This is a genomic window from Lacibacter sp. MH-610, from assembly GCF_045780045.1.
GTDB lineage: Bacteria > Bacteroidota > Bacteroidia > Chitinophagales > Chitinophagaceae > Lacibacter.
Genome location: NZ_CP116002.1, coordinates 3,788,189 through 3,803,563, shown reverse-complemented (window position 1 = coordinate 3,803,563; position 15,375 = coordinate 3,788,189). Strand labels below are relative to the sequence as shown.

The window sequence follows — 15,375 nt, the reverse complement described above, 5'->3', positions numbered from 1 at the left end:
ACACCCCGATGGGGTTAAAGCAAATATTTCGATAGCACAGCACATTAAACTTTTATATATCACAAAGCAAGCAGGCTCCAGCCTGCTTTTTTATTGCCAAATTTTAACAAATGCGAAATGTTTCGTAATTAGGAAATGTTTCGTACATTCGTTTTCAACAATCAAAAAACCTAATAGTATGAAACGTATCACATTCAAAGCCGCACTGCTGTTGCTGGCTTTACAATTGGGAGTGGGTTCCTTATCATTTGCCCAGAAACGGGAAAAAGCAGAGCGCATCATCATTCAGAAAAAAGGAGATAAAAATGAAAAGACCGTCATTGAAATTGACGGGGATAAAGTAAAAGTGAATGGTAAAGAAATCAAAGAGGGCGATAAAGATGGAAACATCATCATCAGGGAGTTTGATGATAAGGATGTTTACCTGCACATGCCCCATGTGTATGAGCGCATGATGCCTTTATTACAGGAAGAGCTTATGTTGAAACAGAGAGACTGGCAACATAAATCAAAGCAATGGGAGCAGAAGAGCAGGGAACTGGAACGTAGAATGGAAGGTATGAAACTGAAAATGGAAAAACGTGCATTCCTGGGCGTAAGTACCGATGAAGTTTCCAACGGATTAAAAATTACAGAAGTCTCCAATGAAAGTGCAGCCGCTGCTGCCGGATTAAAGGAAGGCGATATTATTACCAAGGTAGACGGTAAGGAAATGAAAGAAAGTGAGCAACTGGTAGAAGCCATTCGTGCTCACAAACCGGGCGATGAAGTGACTATTGACTATTTACGTGATGGAAAAAAGCAAAGCACCAAAGCCACTTTGAAGTCGCTTTCAATGCCGGAAAGTTTTCAATTCAGAATGGATCCTATTGAAATTCCTGATTTTCAGTTTGATGGTTTGCGTGAAATGAGAATCATGCCTCCTTTTAGCGGAGAGGGTTTTCAATTTTACAAACGAGGTCCCAAACTAGGCGCTACCATTCAGGATACGGAAGATGGTAAAGGTGTAACAGTGGATGAAGTAGATGCTGATTCACCTGCAGCTAAGAATGGTTTACAAAAAGGAGATGTGATCACTGAAATCAACGGCAAAGCAATCAATAATGTAGATGATGCAAGGGAAGCCATGCGGGAAGCAACAGATAAGAATACATGGAACATCAAAGTACAACGTGGCGGTAAACCGGTAACGATTGAAGTGAAAATTCCCAAAGAACTTAAAAAAGCTGAATTAGAACCATAAACCTTTTCTCATGTTGATCGATAGCCCTTCCGTTTCCGGCGGGGCTTTTTTGTGAACTATGTTACAAATGCTTCGGCTGAAATAGGATATTTTTGCTCTTTCTATGCAATACAGCGATAAATACGAAGCGGTAATTGGTTTGGAAGTGCATGCCCAGCTTTTAACAAAGAGCAAGCTCTTTAGTGCAGATGATGCCGGTTTTGGCGGAGCCCCAAACACACATGTAAGTCCCATTACATTAGCTCATCCCGGAACATTACCGAAGCTGAATAAAGAGGCTATTGAGCTGGCGGTACGTATCGGGCTGGCCTGTCATTGTGAAATTGAAACCACCAATTATTTTGCACGCAAACATTATTTCTATCCTGATCTTCCGAAAGGCTACCAGCTTTCACAACATACAACTCCTGTTTGTAAAGGAGGATATGTTACCATCAAAACAGCAGCCGGTGAACGCAAGATCCAACTCAACCGGATTCATATGGAAGAAGATGCCGGTAAAAGCATGCATGATCAATATGAAGAATATTCTGTTGTTGATTGCAATCGTGCCGGCGTTCCATTGGTTGAAATTGTAACAGAACCTGATCTTCATAACGGTGATGAAGCAGCGGCTTATTTAACGGAGCTGCGTAAAATGGTTCGTACACTGGGCGTGTGTGATGGTAATATGGAAGAAGGCAGTATGCGTTGCGATGCAAATATTTCAGTTCGTTTGAAAGGTGAAACAAAATTGGGTACGAAAGTAGAAGTGAAGAATCTCAACTCCATACGCTTTTTAAAGAAAGCGATTGATTTTGAAGTGATGCGTTTGATTGAACTGCATGAAAAGGGAGAACCGGTGGTGCAGCAAACAAGGAGTTTCAATGCCGAAGATGAAACTACTTTTGCCATCCGCACTAAAGAAGATGCCAATGACTACCGCTATTTTGCCGATCCTGATTTGCCGCCTTTTATAATTACAGAAGATTTTATTGAAAAAGTTCGTGCTTCCCTGCCCGAAATGCCGGCACAACGTAAAGAACGGTTGAAGACACAATACCAACTTCCGGAATATGATGCAGCTTTGCTGGCAGAAGACAAAGCATGGAGTGATTATTTTGAAGCAACCGCAAAACATACATCCTCATTCAAGCAAATCGCCAATTGGTTACTGGGTCCTGTAAAATCATATTTGAATGATCGGGAGTTTGAGTTGGAACAGTTTTCATTAAAGCATGAACAGTTGGCTGAATTGATTGCAATCGTAGAAGAAGGAAAAGTAAGTCATACCATGGCCGTGCAGAAATTATTCCCGGCTATGATTGGCACCGACCAATCTTCCATGCAGTTAGCACAAAATTTGAATTTGCTGCAGGAGCGGAATGAAGATGCACTCACACAGCTAATCGATGATGTACTCGGCAGCATGCCGGAGAAAGTAACGGAATATAAAAAAGGTAAGAAAGGATTGATCGGTTTGTTTGTAGGTGAGGTGATGAAGAAATCAAAAGGCAAAGCGGATCCTAAATTGCTGAATCAGTTAGTAACAGAAAAATTATCACAATAAAGACTCACAACTATAAAATTCACACATGAAAAAAATTGTAGTAGCAAGTGCTGTTTGCATGGCACTCATGGCCTGTAATAACAGCGGTAAAAAGGAGTTTACCATTAAAGCAGAATTGAAAGATGCGCCTTCCACACTTGCTTACCTGGAGTTAGTAAACTATGATAATATGCCACCCCGTATTATTGACAGTGCTACTGTTACCAACGGAACCTTTACACTTAAAGGAGAAACTACAGAAGAATCATTGTTGCAGATCCGTTTTCCCAATGAGCAAACAGCACCACTTTTGTTTGTTGTAAGTGATGCAGGCAGTATCAACTTCAAAGGAAGCTGGACGGATGGCCGTTCGTTACGCATTACAGGATCAGCAGCATCTGAACGCTTGCGCATTTTTGTAGATTCACTTACTGTAACACAACAAAAAATATTCGGCATACAAACACAACTTCAGCAAGACACTGCTTTGCCGGATAGCATGAAGCAGGTGATGCAAAGAGAAGCCGAACAGATTGTAAATGGATTTACCAGCTATGTTACTAAAACGGCATCAGAAGATAAAAGTCCCGTGGTAAGTATGTTTGCTGTTTCTTTAAACACCGGCAAAACACTTCCGGAAAATGAAGCAGCGTATAATGATTTATTAAAACGCTTTCCCAAACATAACGGTGTACAGGCGGTAGTAAAGCAATTCCGTGAATCAGTTGCCAATGCTAACAATCAGCAAAAAGCGCAGGAATCAAAACCGGGTGTTGGAAGCATAGCTCCTGATTTTTCATTACCTGATGAAAACGGAAAAAACATTTCCCTCAGCAGCTTCAAAGGCAAGTATGTATTGGTTGATTTCTGGGCCAGTTGGTGCGGTCCGTGCAGGGCAGAAAACCCAAACGTAGTAGCAGCATTTAATAAGTTTAAAAATAAAAACTTTACCATCTTGGGTGTTTCCTTGGATAAAACCAAGGAACCCTGGTTACAGGCCATTAAAGAAGATGGTTTAACCTGGACACATATCAGTGATCTTAAGTTTTGGGAAAGTGCTGTAGTTCCCTTGTACGGTATTAACGGTATTCCTTACAATGTTTTAATTGATCCGGATGGAAAGATTATAGCAACAGAGTTGAGAGGTAGTAACCTGGAAAATGTATTGGGGCAGGTGTTGAAATAACCACCCGATGATTATAAAAAGAAAACCTCCGCAACTGCGGAGGTTTTCTTTTTATGATTCCTGTTATAAATTAAGGAAGCAATACTCTGTCGATGATGTGTAATACACCTGGACGAACTCCATTTGCACCGGGAGATCCTGCAAAATAGAGAATATCAGCTGCTGTTACAGTAGCAGCAGCAGTGTTGCTGGCACCTCTAACAGTCACACCAGTCCCGCTTACAGCAACAGTTACTGTAGGGGTAGCTCCCAAAGCAGTAACATATGTGTTGCTGGTTAAATCAACAGAAAATGCACGACCGGCCCTGTTATAAGGAGAGGTAATGGTACTGTTGATAAGCGTGCTGCTGGGTATTACATGGTAACGGAGAATGTTACCTAATGTAGTAGGATCAGCAGCATTGATAGCAGCTATATCAGGAAAGCCGGCAGCAATAAATGCAGCATTCGTAGGCGCAAATACTGTAAGCAGGGTAGTAGATGCGTTTAATGCAGTTGCTAAGCCTGCCCTGTTCACTGCAGCAACAAAGAAGCTGAGGTTAGGATTGGTAGCAGCTGTAGCAGTAAGCGTATTTACCGGTGGCACCAAAACACCATCAATGGTGTGTAACACACCATTCAGTGTTCTGATATTTGTTTTGTTCACACGCTTGGCATTAAGAAAATAACTATTGCTGTAAAAGGAACAGTTTAATACTTCTCTTTGTAATGTAACATAAACAGCATTAGGACCGGGAGCCAGATCCGTAGAAAGGATACGGCCACTCAGCATATGGTTTCTTAATACTGCACGTAACTGGTCAATGGGCATACTACTAACTGCAGCTGCGGTAATACCAGCTGCGGTAAAAGCCGCATCAGTAGGAGCAAACACAGTGTAAGTACCCAGGAACTTTAAATCCTGATCAATGCCTACACGTTTTGCGGCAGCAGTAAAAATGGTGAGGTTTCCTTCTTTTTCAGCGGTCTGAAAAAGATTTTCTGTTAAGGCCGGTGCATATGTAACATTCTGCTCCCTGTTATCACAGGACGTAAAGGAAAGCAGTGCTGCCATTACCACCAGGCTATTTACGATTAATTTCAATTTCATATTCAATTTCATTTAACTGTTAATGAATGGCAGATTATTGTTGGATGAGCCAACCCAGATATTTAAAGTTTTCACTGGGTTTAAAAGTATCATTTCCAACAAGTTCAAATACGGCCAGTACTGCTGTACCTGCAACTGTAGGAGGCCCTGGGTTACGGATAACCCAACGTGCCACACCAAAACTGGAGTTAGCAGGAATAGTTACCTGTGTATCCAGTAAATCAAAATGCACACCCGGTGTAGCAGTAGAGAAGTTAGAAGCAACTCTTACATTAATCACCTGCGGTGTTGAACTTTGAGGACCTACCACATTAATTCGCATACGTACAGTATCATTAGGGGCTACATTGGCACGATTAACTACAGGATCCCAAGGCAAACCTGTGGCAGGATTGTTAGTAGTTAATAAAGCCCTTCCGAATGACGTAGGAATACGGTTTACAATTGGAAAAGGATTGCCTCCGGTTTTGGCAGTCCAGGTTGCCAAATCTAATTCCACAATGCTGCCGGTAAAGATTGGCTCTTCGTGTTTAATACAACTGCTGAACAGGAATGCCATCAGAACCGCAGCTGCTGTATATATTTTTAATTTATTCTTCATATCAGATCATTTTAAAATTAGTAACCAAAATTCTGTAACAGACCGGGATTTAAATCCGCTTCACGAACTGGGAACGGCGCCAAAATTCTGAAGTCTGTATATAAAAGATTTGCACTTTGAGCTTTGTTGATAATATCACGACCCAAACGTTTCAGATCAAAGAAGCGGTGCCCTTCGTAGGCAAATTCCAATCTTCTTTGACGGATGATTTCTTCAAAAAGTGCTGAACCTGTTAAACCGGCATCAAATGTTTGCTGAGAGGTAGCATAAGATGTATAGCGGTTTTGTTTTAATCTGATCAGATCATTACGGGCAGCTGTTTCATCAAATACAGGTGAACCAGGAGTAGACATCGCTTCTGCTCTGTTCAGAAACACTTCCGGTATTCTTATTACTGGAATGTTATCAAGATTCGGGAAACCATTTTTGCCTATGAACTTGGTACATTCTACATAGGCTGTCCCACGGGCAGGAGAACCTACTTCATATAAAAGGTTTCTTGCATCATCTGTCCGGCTGGTAATGGTAGCAGGACCAAAGGCACCGGCAATACCCAACTCCGTACGAAGTGCAGGAGGAGGTACCAGGTCACCAAAGCCGCCTACTACACCCGGGTTACCAGGAATCAACAGAGTAGTAAAGGTTGTTTGAGGCGATTCGTTTACACCATTATTTTCAGCCTGGTTGGCAAAACGGATTTCAAACAGAGATTCTGAATGCACCGGGTTTCTCCATGATTGCACAACAGAGCTCGCAGTAACTAAACGACTGCCTGCAAAATTAATGGCACTATCTGCCCAACGCTTACAGTTTGTATAGTCCCTACGGTAAAGTGCTACACGGGAAAATAATGCTTGTGCAGCAACTTTTGTTGCAAACTGTGGAAATACGCTTGCAGAAGATGAGTTGGCAAGTTGTGTGTTTGCTCTGTTTAAATCATTGTAGATTACATTGTAAATAGAGTCAACTGTTACACGGGGTCCTAATACTTTAACAGCTTCTTCTACTGTCGTAGGTGTACTGAGCGTAATAGGAATACCACCTCTGTCCTGACCGGCAACACCCATACCCGGATCATAAGCATAAACACGAACCAGGTTGTGCAGGAATAAAGCTCTTAAAAAACGCAATTGGCCTTCCCAGTTATCACGTTCTGCCTGTGTAATGGCAGGTGTACCTTGTACAGATGGGATTGCTGCTAAAGCCAGGTTAATTTCAGCAATTGCATAGTAGGATTGCTGGTATAAACCGCCTGTAAAATGAGCACCGGGGTTATTAATTGTTTCACCGATTAAACGACCGGATTTTTGAGTTACAAAACCATTATCAGCTAAAGCTTCTGGTAATGCAATTAAATCACGACCATAAACACGAAGGTTTTTTAATCGGCCGTAGATGCCGGTAATCGCAGCATTAATATTATCCCTGCTGCTGAATGCATCTTTGATATCAATGGACTGCCTTGGATCAATTTCAAGTGTCTTTTTACAAGACGAAAATGCCAGAACCAGGGCAACCAACCAAAGGAATTTATAACGAATATGTTTCATATACTTTCTTCTTTAAATGATTAAAATCCTAATTGGATACCGAAATTATAGTTCTTGGTTTGAGGGATAATACCTGTAGCGGCCCCCACAAACTCAGGATCATAACCCAACCAGATAGTACGTGTCCAGAGGTTTTGACCTTGTACATATACACGCAGTGTATTCAGTTTGAGTTTCCTCAACACACTTGGTGATACGTCATAACTCAAACGGATATCTCTCAAACGAACCCAGTCAGTTTTACGCCATAAGCGGCTGGCACCTGCTGCTAACTGTGCACCTGCCTGCTCAGCACCGCCATTAATAGGACGACCGTAACCGGTTACCTGTCCTGGCGTTTTCCAACGCTCATTATAAGTGTTAATGAGAGAGTTCAGTGCCAGACGGGCCGAGTTTTCCAGCATAAAGTTTACCTGGCCATCTGTTGATATGGCACCGTATTGATAAGTCAATAAAGCGTCCAGTGTAAATCCTTTAAAGCTTAAGGTATTAGTTAAACCACCAAAGAAATCAGGCTCCTGGTCACCAATATAACGACGGTCACGTAACAAGGGGTTATAGGTAATATTTCCGAAAGTATCAATCCACATTGGACGACCTGTAGCGGCATTTACACCGGCAGATAACTGGGTATAAACACTGTTAATAGAACGACCTACAGCAAATGATTGATCACCGGGAAGGAATTTATTACCACCATAGATGCTTACAACAGAGTTGTAGTTAAAGGTAAAGTTGAAGGTAGTGCTCCAGCGGAATCCATCACTTGTTTTAGGACGGAAGATCTCAGCGGTTAAACCAAGTTCCACACCCTTATTGTCCATCACACCTACATTTTGCACCACATCATTTTGTCCTGTTAACCAACTAACCTGGCGAGGTAAAAGCATGTCTTTAGAACGACGACGGTATAATTCCACTGAACCGGTAATACGGTTGCTGAAGAAACCATAGTCCACACCAATGTTGATGGTTTCGTTTCTTTCCCAACGGATATTGGGATCACCTAAACTTGTGTAATTGATACCCTGTGCCTGGCTGTACTGACCTTGACCACCAATAATTCCATATAAAGTTCTGGAAGCAAAGTTGTCAATCTGGTCGTTACCGGTTTCACCCCAAGAACCACGAAGACGGAGTGTGCTTACCCAGTTGGCATTCTGCATGAACTTTTCATTGTCAATATTCCAGCTGGCAATTACACCCGGGAACCAACCAAAGGGGAAGTTGGCACCGAAACGGGAAGAACCATCACGACGCAATACAAATGACAATGCATAACGATTATCGTAAGCATAGTTCAAACGTCCGAAATAACCTACACGCTTGTAACCTGTCCAGAACTGGCCTACACTTTCAGGTGTAGCTGCAGCATTGATGGTTGTAAATTGGAAAGAAGGGAAACCAACACCTGCAGCGCTGATTGACTCCTGGATATCACGACGATATTCTAAACCTAAAAGACCATCAAACCTGTTTTTGTTAAAGGTTTTATTGAAGTTGAGGGTTTGAGTAGTGAGGAAGTTGGTATTCCATGTACTTTGTACAGTACCACGGCCTCTTACACCAAAACCATCATTGGTACGGGGATCACGGTAAAGATTACCCTGAACCAATCTATAGTCCAAACCAAAATAAGAACCATAGCTTAACCAGTTGTTGATTTTATAATCAAGCCTGATTGAACCAACTAACTGATTCGTACGCTGGAAACCGGAGTTGAAATCATTTACAGCAATAATATTCTGGTTTAATACACCTGCCAAAGCTTGTCCGGGAGGCAAACCAAAATAAGAGCCATCAGCGTTTCGAACAGGGTTTACAGGAATGATCGTAGATGCTGCAAATGCAGGGCTACCCAGGAAAGAACCGCTCACACCAAAAGGCAATGCCTGCTCAAATGAGCTGAGGTTGATTTTGGAAGTAACAGTAAGCTTATCAGTTGCTTTATGCGTAATGTCTGAATTCAAAGTATAACGCTTAAAGTCAACTTTATTTACAATTGTACTTTGATAGCTATAAGAACCTGCTAAATAGAAAGTGGTTTTATCATTACCACCACTCATATTTAAATCATAGTTCTGAATCTGGCCACGTTGAAAAGCCAGATCCTGCCAGTCATAGTTTGGAAGAGCTGAGTAAAAAGAATCAACTCTTTTTTGATCAAACGTATTTAAAGTTGCCTGGCTAACACCTGTTACACCCGCATATAAAGCCAATGCATTACGTTGAGCCTGTAAATAAGTAAAAGCAGGGTTTGTTTGAATGCTGGAATTAAAGATCGCATCTGCACGCATTTCAGTAAACTGCTGTGAGTTCAGCACCGGCAATTTACGCATCAGATCTGCAGTACCATAGTAAGCATTGAAGTTGAACTTTGTTTTACCTACCTTACCCTTTTTAGTAGTAATGATCACAACACCGTTAGAGGCTTGTGCACCATAGATGGCAGCACTTGCCGCATCTTTCAGTACATCAATACTTTCAATGTCGTTAGGATTTAAAAATGCAAGCGGGTTTGATTGTGTAAAAGAGGCATCGTTTCTTACGTTTACCTGTACACCATCCACAATGTAAAGTGGTTGGTTACCGGAGAGGTAAGAACCTGTACCACGGATACGTACGTTGATAGCACCACCGGGGATACCGTTGTTCGCCTGAACCAATACACCTGGAGCACGACCCTGGAGGGCACGATCCACAGATGCGTTGGGAAGATTGGCAATTTCCTTTCCTTTTACGGAAGAAATGGCACCACCTTCATCTCTTTTTTTACGCTGCTGGTAACCTACTACCACTACTTCCTGCAGACTTTTGTCTTTAGAAGTAAGTGAAATGTTGAAATTGCTTCTGCTTCCCAGTGCAACTTCCACATTGTCGTAGTTTACAAATGAAAATACCAGTGTTTTGGCACTGGCTGGAACGCTCAAACGGAACGTACCGTCTGAGTTTGTTGTGGTACCTGTGTTAGTACCTTTCACCGTTACGGATACTCCTGCAAGAGGAGAGCCGTCCTTCTCATCTGTTACTTTTCCTGTAACAGTTTTGTCCTGTGCTGTAAGATGCAATGCGCATACTACAAACAGCGACAAGAGGCATACAAGTTTTCTCATACTCGTTTGGGTTTTTAAATGAAAATTGTTTACAATCTAAAAGGGTGATTTACAGTTAGCCAATCGATATACTTGCTTCAAAAAATGTTGGCGGAAGACGAGCTTCCCAAAAGTCTTGCGAATTTAACAGGTTTTGCTAAAGTTTTGTTTAACTTAAGACAATTTTTTAGAAACATTGCTGCATTGAAAATCAGCCATTTTCCTGCTTTTTTTGACGTTTATAGCCAGAGGTTGTAAGGAGTAATACGGGCAATAATATCAAATTGGTAACCATCGCTACCAATAAGGTTAAAGATGTGAGCCATCCGAGGGCCTGTGTACCTCCAAAATCAGAAAAACAAAAGATCACAAAGCCTGCCACCAAAACCAGCGATGTATAGATGATGCTGATGCCGGTATGGCGGATGGTTTGTTGTACGGTAGGTACTACCTGGTTACTATTAGCCGGGAGTTCCTGTTTGTAATTGATTAAAAACCTGATGGTTACATCTATGGCAATACCCAATGCCACACTAAACACCAACACGGTACTGGGTTTGAGCGGCACACCTGCCCAGCCCATGATGCCGGCCGTTAAGGCCAGGGGAACAATATTGGGAATTAACGAACAAACAAGAATACGAAAGGACCGGAACAGGTACAGCATACATAAGGCGATGAGTACAAAAGCCCAAATGATACTTTCCTTAAGACCATTGATGATAAACCGGCTGCCTTCTAAAAAGGTAACACTCGTGCCGGTTAATTGCACATTGTAACGGGCCGTATCAAACAACTCGTCAGTTCGGGTTTGAATTGCTTTTAGAATTTTAGGTAAACTATCGCTGCCAACATCGGCCATGCTTACGCTGATGCGTGCCCGCTGCTTGGAACTATCCATAAAGCTGCTTACCAGTTTGCCAAGGTTAGTGGCTTTGGCGCTTGTATCCCCTTTTGTTTGCAGGTAAGGCGCCAGGAAAGCAAGGTCAAATTCATTGGGTAAGGCGTAATTGAGTGTATCACCGTCATAATAAGCCTGTTTGGCAAACTTAAGTCCTTCGGTTACGGCAAGGGGCTTGCCCATTTCCGGTCTTTGCTGCAGGTATTGTACAAGCGAATCAATCCGCACTAGGTTTTGCAGTTGACGGGTAACTCCCTGTTTGCGTTTGGTATCTACCACAATTTCAAGTGGCATTACACCTCCAAAATGTTTTTCAAAAAACTTAAGATCGGTATAGAGCACATCTTTTTTAGGTAAATCATCCACTATGTAGCCCACACTTTTTAAACGCATGATGCCAAGGACTGAAAACACAATCACAATGATGGTGGCCGAGTAAATGTATTTAGGATGATCAAAAACCCAGTTTTCTATACGCAGCAACGTTTTATTTAAACGTTCATTTTCCAGGTAACGTACATGTCTTGGTTTGGGTGCAGGTAAATAACTCAGCACAACAGGAATGAACAGAAATGAAATAACAAACAACACCATAATATTGATGCCGGCTACTATACCAAATTCTTTTAATACGGCACTATCTGTTAATGCAAATACGGCAAAGCCGATAGCAGCTGCAATATTGCAAAACAAAGTAACCACACCCATGCGGCCTACCATGTTAATGAGTGATCGTTGTTTATCACCGGTAGCTTTATACTCTGTATGAAACTTGTTGAGAAAGTAAATACAGTTGGGAATACCAATTACTACAATCAACGGCGGAATTAAGGCGTTGAGCAAGGTAATCTTATAACCAAACAATACCATGGTGGCAAGGCTCCAGATAACACCCATAACTACTACTGCCATACTCAGCCACATAGCGCTGAAGGAGCGGAAAAACAAAAGCAGAATAACAGCCGAGAGTAACACAGAACCCAGCAGGAACAATTTCATCTCATCTGCAATACGGGTGCTCATTACTGTACGTACCAATGGCAATCCGCTCAGGTGAATATCAATCTTATGTTTTGCTTCAAACGCTTCTGCCAGTTGGTTAATGCCGGCAACAACTGCATTTCGTTTTTTTGAATTGAGCACTTCTTTGTTAATGCGTACACCAATGGTGTAAACATTTGTTTGCGGATTGTAGAGCAGGTTTTTGAAAAAAGGAAGTTGCTCCATTTTTACAATGGCACTGTCAATAGCTGATTGGCTGAGAATCATATCTGCAAATACAGGAACAGCTTTTAATTTTTCAGAAGCGCTGTCTTTTACCAGTTCTACCATACTACTGATGCTCAGCACATCTTCTACACCCGGCACCTGCCGGATGTTTTTCTGCAGTTGTACAAAATCATTAAAGAAAGAAGCTTCAAAAATGGATTTATTTTCAAAACCCATTACCAGCAGGTTGCCATCTTCACCAAACTGCTGTTTAAACGCAACATATTCTTTGTACTTAGGGTGGTTTACAGGAATCGCTTTAGCAAACTCATAACTCAACTGCACTTTTGAAGCAAAAAAAGTCATTACACCCGTTGATGCCAGAACCAGCAGCAACATCCACAAACGATTCTTCAAAATCCATCTTCCTAATTGATACCACATAACAGATTGATTGTTTAAAAGCAGGGCAAAGAAACGGCATTTGTACGGAATATTGCCCAATCGCCGTGAGGCTTCCCAATAAACGGGTATCATTACAGTTTTATAGTCTGGTTATGTTGAATCAACTGAGAGATTCAATAGTGTAACCATTAAAACAAATCAGCACCATCGCTAAAAAAAATTACTTTTGAAGGGATGATTATTCGCTACCTCATTTGTTTACTGTTTGTTTTTTCAGCCTCCGGTGTTTTTGCACAGCTCCAGCCGGTAGGTGAATGGAGAGAACACCTGGAATTTCAACCTGCATTAAGAGTTGCAGCATCAGCTGATCATATTTATGCGGCTTCTAAGTTTGGGATTTTTCGTGTTGACAAAACAGATAATGTTATAGAACGTTTTTCCAAAGTAAACGGGTTGAATGATATCGGCATCAGCACTATCCGTTACAATAATGCTACGGAGCAGCTTCTCATTGCTTACAACAACAGCAACCTGGATGTGATGAATAAAAACAGTGTTGTAAATATTCCCTACATCCTTCGCAGCAATGTAACCGGCGATAAACGCATACAGGATATTTTTTTCCTGGGCGATAAAGCTTATTTATCAACCGGACTGGGTGTGATTGTAGTTGATCTCAAAAAATATGAAATCAGCAATACCTATTACATCGGCAATAACGGAGCGGCTGTAAAAGTAAACGGGTTTACGGCTGATGCAACACGCTTTTATGCCGCTACTGATGAAGGAGTAAAAGTTGCGGTACAAACAGCTCCCAATCTTTCTGACTACCGTAACTGGACATTGCTGAGTAATGGCATACCGGCCGGAGCTGTGCAAAATGTTTTATGGGTAAATAATAAATTATATGCACACCAGGGAAGCCGTTTGTTTGTGCTTAATGGTACTGTGTGGTCACAGGTATTTGAAGATGATCATCGTTGGGTAAGTACTACGGTTGCGGGCAATGAAATTCTTATTTGTGAAGAGCGTGTCAACTGGGCATTCAGACGCATTCTTGTTTTTAATACCACTCTTAATACTTATACTGATGTTATAACCAATAATAACGTACTGCAGTTTCCTTATCATGCTATCAAAGACGGAACAGAATTACTGGTGGCAGATTTTGGCAAAGGCCTGGTTCGGTTTAAAGGAACAAATGCTTCTGTAACATCCTTGAATTCTCCATTTGGTCCTTTGGATGGTGGCATGCTTTTTACCAATAACACATTGTTTGTAGGCGGAGGAAGTATTAATGAATCCTGGAATTACCGGTTTAACTATACAGGCTTTTTTACTTATCAAAATAATACATGGACCAATTACAGCCGTAATAATCTTCCCTGGATGGATACGGTACAGGATATTATAACAATGGCTGTTGACCCGAGAGATAAAAAAATATATGCAGGATCTTTCCGGGGTGGATTGGTGGAATTTGAAAGTGCTGCGAAATATAAAATTTATAAACAGGGTTCTGTTATTGGCGAAACAATTGGTGATCCCGGCAGTTACAGGGTAGGAGGTTTGGCTTTTGATGAAGAAAACAATTTATGGATCAGCAATTTTGGGGCACCTAACAATTTTGTAGTGAAGAAAGCTGATGGTACCTGGAAACAAATGCGGGTGCCTTTTGTGATCCAGGATAATATGGTGGGAAAAATTGTAATTGATGATGCCAATCAAAAATGGATACAGGTGCCGCAGGGTAATGGTGTTTATGTGTTTAATCATGGCAGTTCCATTGATAATACAGGTGATGACCGCTGGAAATGGTTCCGCACGGGCAGAGGTAATGGTAACCTGCCGAGTAATGTGGTGAATGATATCGTAAAAGATAAAGATGGGTTTATATGGCTGGGTACTGATAAAGGCATCGGCATTGTACAATGCCCGGGCGAAGTGTTCAGCTCTAATGCCTGCGAAACGTTTCAACCGGTAGTACAGTTTGATAATTTTGCCGGTTTACTTTTCCAGGATGAAGAAGTAAGAGCATTAGCGGTGGATGGAGCTAACCGTAAATGGGTGGGCACCCGTAATGGTATTTGGCTTATTAGTCCTGATGGCGAAAAAGTGATTAAGCGTTTCACTGCCGAAAACAGTCCGCTGCTGAGCAATGAAATCATACGAATTGCCATTGATCCTGTAAGCGGTGAAGTGTTTTTTTCTACATTCAACGGTATATGCAGTTACAGAAGTACTGCTACTGTAGGCACTGAAAAAAATGAAAATGTTTTAGTATTTCCCAATCCTGTACCAAGCGGATACAAAGGACAGATTGCTGTTCGTGGATTAGCGAATAATTCATTTGTAAAAATTACCGAACTCAACGGACGGCTTGTTTATCAAACAAGAGCATTAGGCGGACAAGCTGTGTGGAATGGGAATGATTACAAAGGACAACGAGTAAGCAGTGGTGTTTACTTTGTATTGGTTATAGATGAAGCAGGTATAGAAAAAGCAAGAACAAAGATTGTGTTTGTGAAGTAGTCCATAGACGACAGTCGACGGTCGATAGCAGTGCTTTA

General features: G+C 41.6%; 9 protein-coding genes. 4 read left to right on the top strand and 5 right to left on the bottom strand.

Annotation, left to right across the window (positions count from 1 at the left end; translation table 11 throughout):
* Positions 1–178: 178 nt before the first annotated feature.
* From PDL71_RS17335 to PDL71_RS17325, 3 genes are all read left to right on the top strand, one after another.
* On the top strand, positions 179–1,243 hold the full coding sequence (locus tag PDL71_RS17335) for a PDZ domain-containing protein (protein ID WP_407523520.1): 1,065 nt from the start codon (positions 179–181) through the stop codon (positions 1,241–1,243).
* A gap of 103 nt (positions 1,244–1,346) precedes the next feature.
* Complete coding sequence (gene gatB / locus PDL71_RS17330) at positions 1,347–2,792, top strand: Asp-tRNA(Asn)/Glu-tRNA(Gln) amidotransferase subunit GatB (protein ID WP_407523517.1); 1,446 nt, start codon at positions 1,347–1,349, stop codon at positions 2,790–2,792.
* A gap of 25 nt (positions 2,793–2,817) precedes the next feature.
* On the top strand, positions 2,818–3,957 hold the full coding sequence (locus PDL71_RS17325; RefSeq protein ID WP_407523514.1) for a redoxin domain-containing protein: 1,140 nt from the start codon (positions 2,818–2,820) through the stop codon (positions 3,955–3,957).
* Positions 3,958–4,027: 70 nt separating this feature from the next.
* Here the strand turns inward: PDL71_RS17325 and PDL71_RS17320 are convergent, their stop codons facing one another.
* The 5 genes from PDL71_RS17320 to PDL71_RS17300 form a co-directional block, all read right to left on the bottom strand.
* Complete coding sequence (locus PDL71_RS17320) at positions 4,028–5,047, bottom strand: fasciclin domain-containing protein (RefSeq protein ID WP_407523511.1); 1,020 nt, start codon at positions 5,045–5,047, stop codon at positions 4,028–4,030.
* Between the two features lie 34 nt (positions 5,048–5,081).
* The gene (locus PDL71_RS17315; protein ID WP_407523509.1) at positions 5,082–5,648 is read right to left on the bottom strand and encodes a hypothetical protein; all 567 of its coding nucleotides are present in this window, start codon (positions 5,646–5,648) and stop codon (positions 5,082–5,084) included.
* 17 nt (positions 5,649–5,665) lie between these two features.
* Positions 5,666–7,198 carry a RagB/SusD family nutrient uptake outer membrane protein gene (locus tag PDL71_RS17310; RefSeq protein WP_407523506.1) on the bottom strand — a complete coding sequence of 511 codons (1,533 nt, stop codon included), beginning with the start codon at positions 7,196–7,198 and terminating at the stop codon, positions 5,666–5,668.
* Positions 7,199–7,218: 20 nt separating this feature from the next.
* Complete coding sequence (locus tag PDL71_RS17305) at positions 7,219–10,311, bottom strand: SusC/RagA family TonB-linked outer membrane protein (protein WP_407523503.1); 3,093 nt, start codon at positions 10,309–10,311, stop codon at positions 7,219–7,221.
* A gap of 190 nt (positions 10,312–10,501) precedes the next feature.
* Positions 10,502–12,844 (bottom strand): efflux RND transporter permease subunit, encoded by a 2,343-nt coding sequence (locus PDL71_RS17300; protein WP_407523500.1) that lies wholly within the window; start codon positions 12,842–12,844, stop codon positions 10,502–10,504.
* A 195-nt stretch (positions 12,845–13,039) separates the two neighbouring features.
* Here PDL71_RS17300 and PDL71_RS17295 point away from each other — a divergent pair, with 195 nt between their 5' ends.
* The gene (locus tag PDL71_RS17295) at positions 13,040–15,337 is read left to right on the top strand and encodes a two-component regulator propeller domain-containing protein (RefSeq protein WP_407523497.1); all 2,298 of its coding nucleotides are present in this window, start codon (positions 13,040–13,042) and stop codon (positions 15,335–15,337) included.
* Positions 15,338–15,375: the final 38 nt, after the last annotated feature.

Excerpts from the sequence above, each read along its gene's own strand:
- PDL71_RS17335 (WP_407523520.1), top strand. The coding sequence starts at position 179 with ATGAAACGTATCACATTCAAAGCCGCACTGCTGTTGCTGGCTTTACAA.
- gatB (WP_407523517.1), top strand. The coding sequence starts at position 1,347 with ATGCAATACAGCGATAAATACGAAGCGGTAATTGGTTTGGAAGTGCAT.
- PDL71_RS17325 (WP_407523514.1), top strand. The coding sequence starts at position 2,818 with ATGAAAAAAATTGTAGTAGCAAGTGCTGTTTGCATGGCACTCATGGCC.
- PDL71_RS17320 (WP_407523511.1), bottom strand. The coding sequence starts at position 5,047 with ATGAAATTGAAATTAATCGTAAATAGCCTGGTGGTAATGGCAGCACTG.
- PDL71_RS17315 (WP_407523509.1), bottom strand. The coding sequence starts at position 5,648 with ATGAAGAATAAATTAAAAATATATACAGCAGCTGCGGTTCTGATGGCA.
- PDL71_RS17310 (WP_407523506.1), bottom strand. The coding sequence starts at position 7,198 with ATGAAACATATTCGTTATAAATTCCTTTGGTTGGTTGCCCTGGTTCTG.
- PDL71_RS17305 (WP_407523503.1), bottom strand. The coding sequence starts at position 10,311 with ATGAGAAAACTTGTATGCCTCTTGTCGCTGTTTGTAGTATGCGCATTG.
- PDL71_RS17300 (WP_407523500.1), bottom strand. The coding sequence starts at position 12,844 with ATGTGGTATCAATTAGGAAGATGGATTTTGAAGAATCGTTTGTGGATG.
- PDL71_RS17295 (WP_407523497.1), top strand. The coding sequence starts at position 13,040 with ATGATTATTCGCTACCTCATTTGTTTACTGTTTGTTTTTTCAGCCTCC.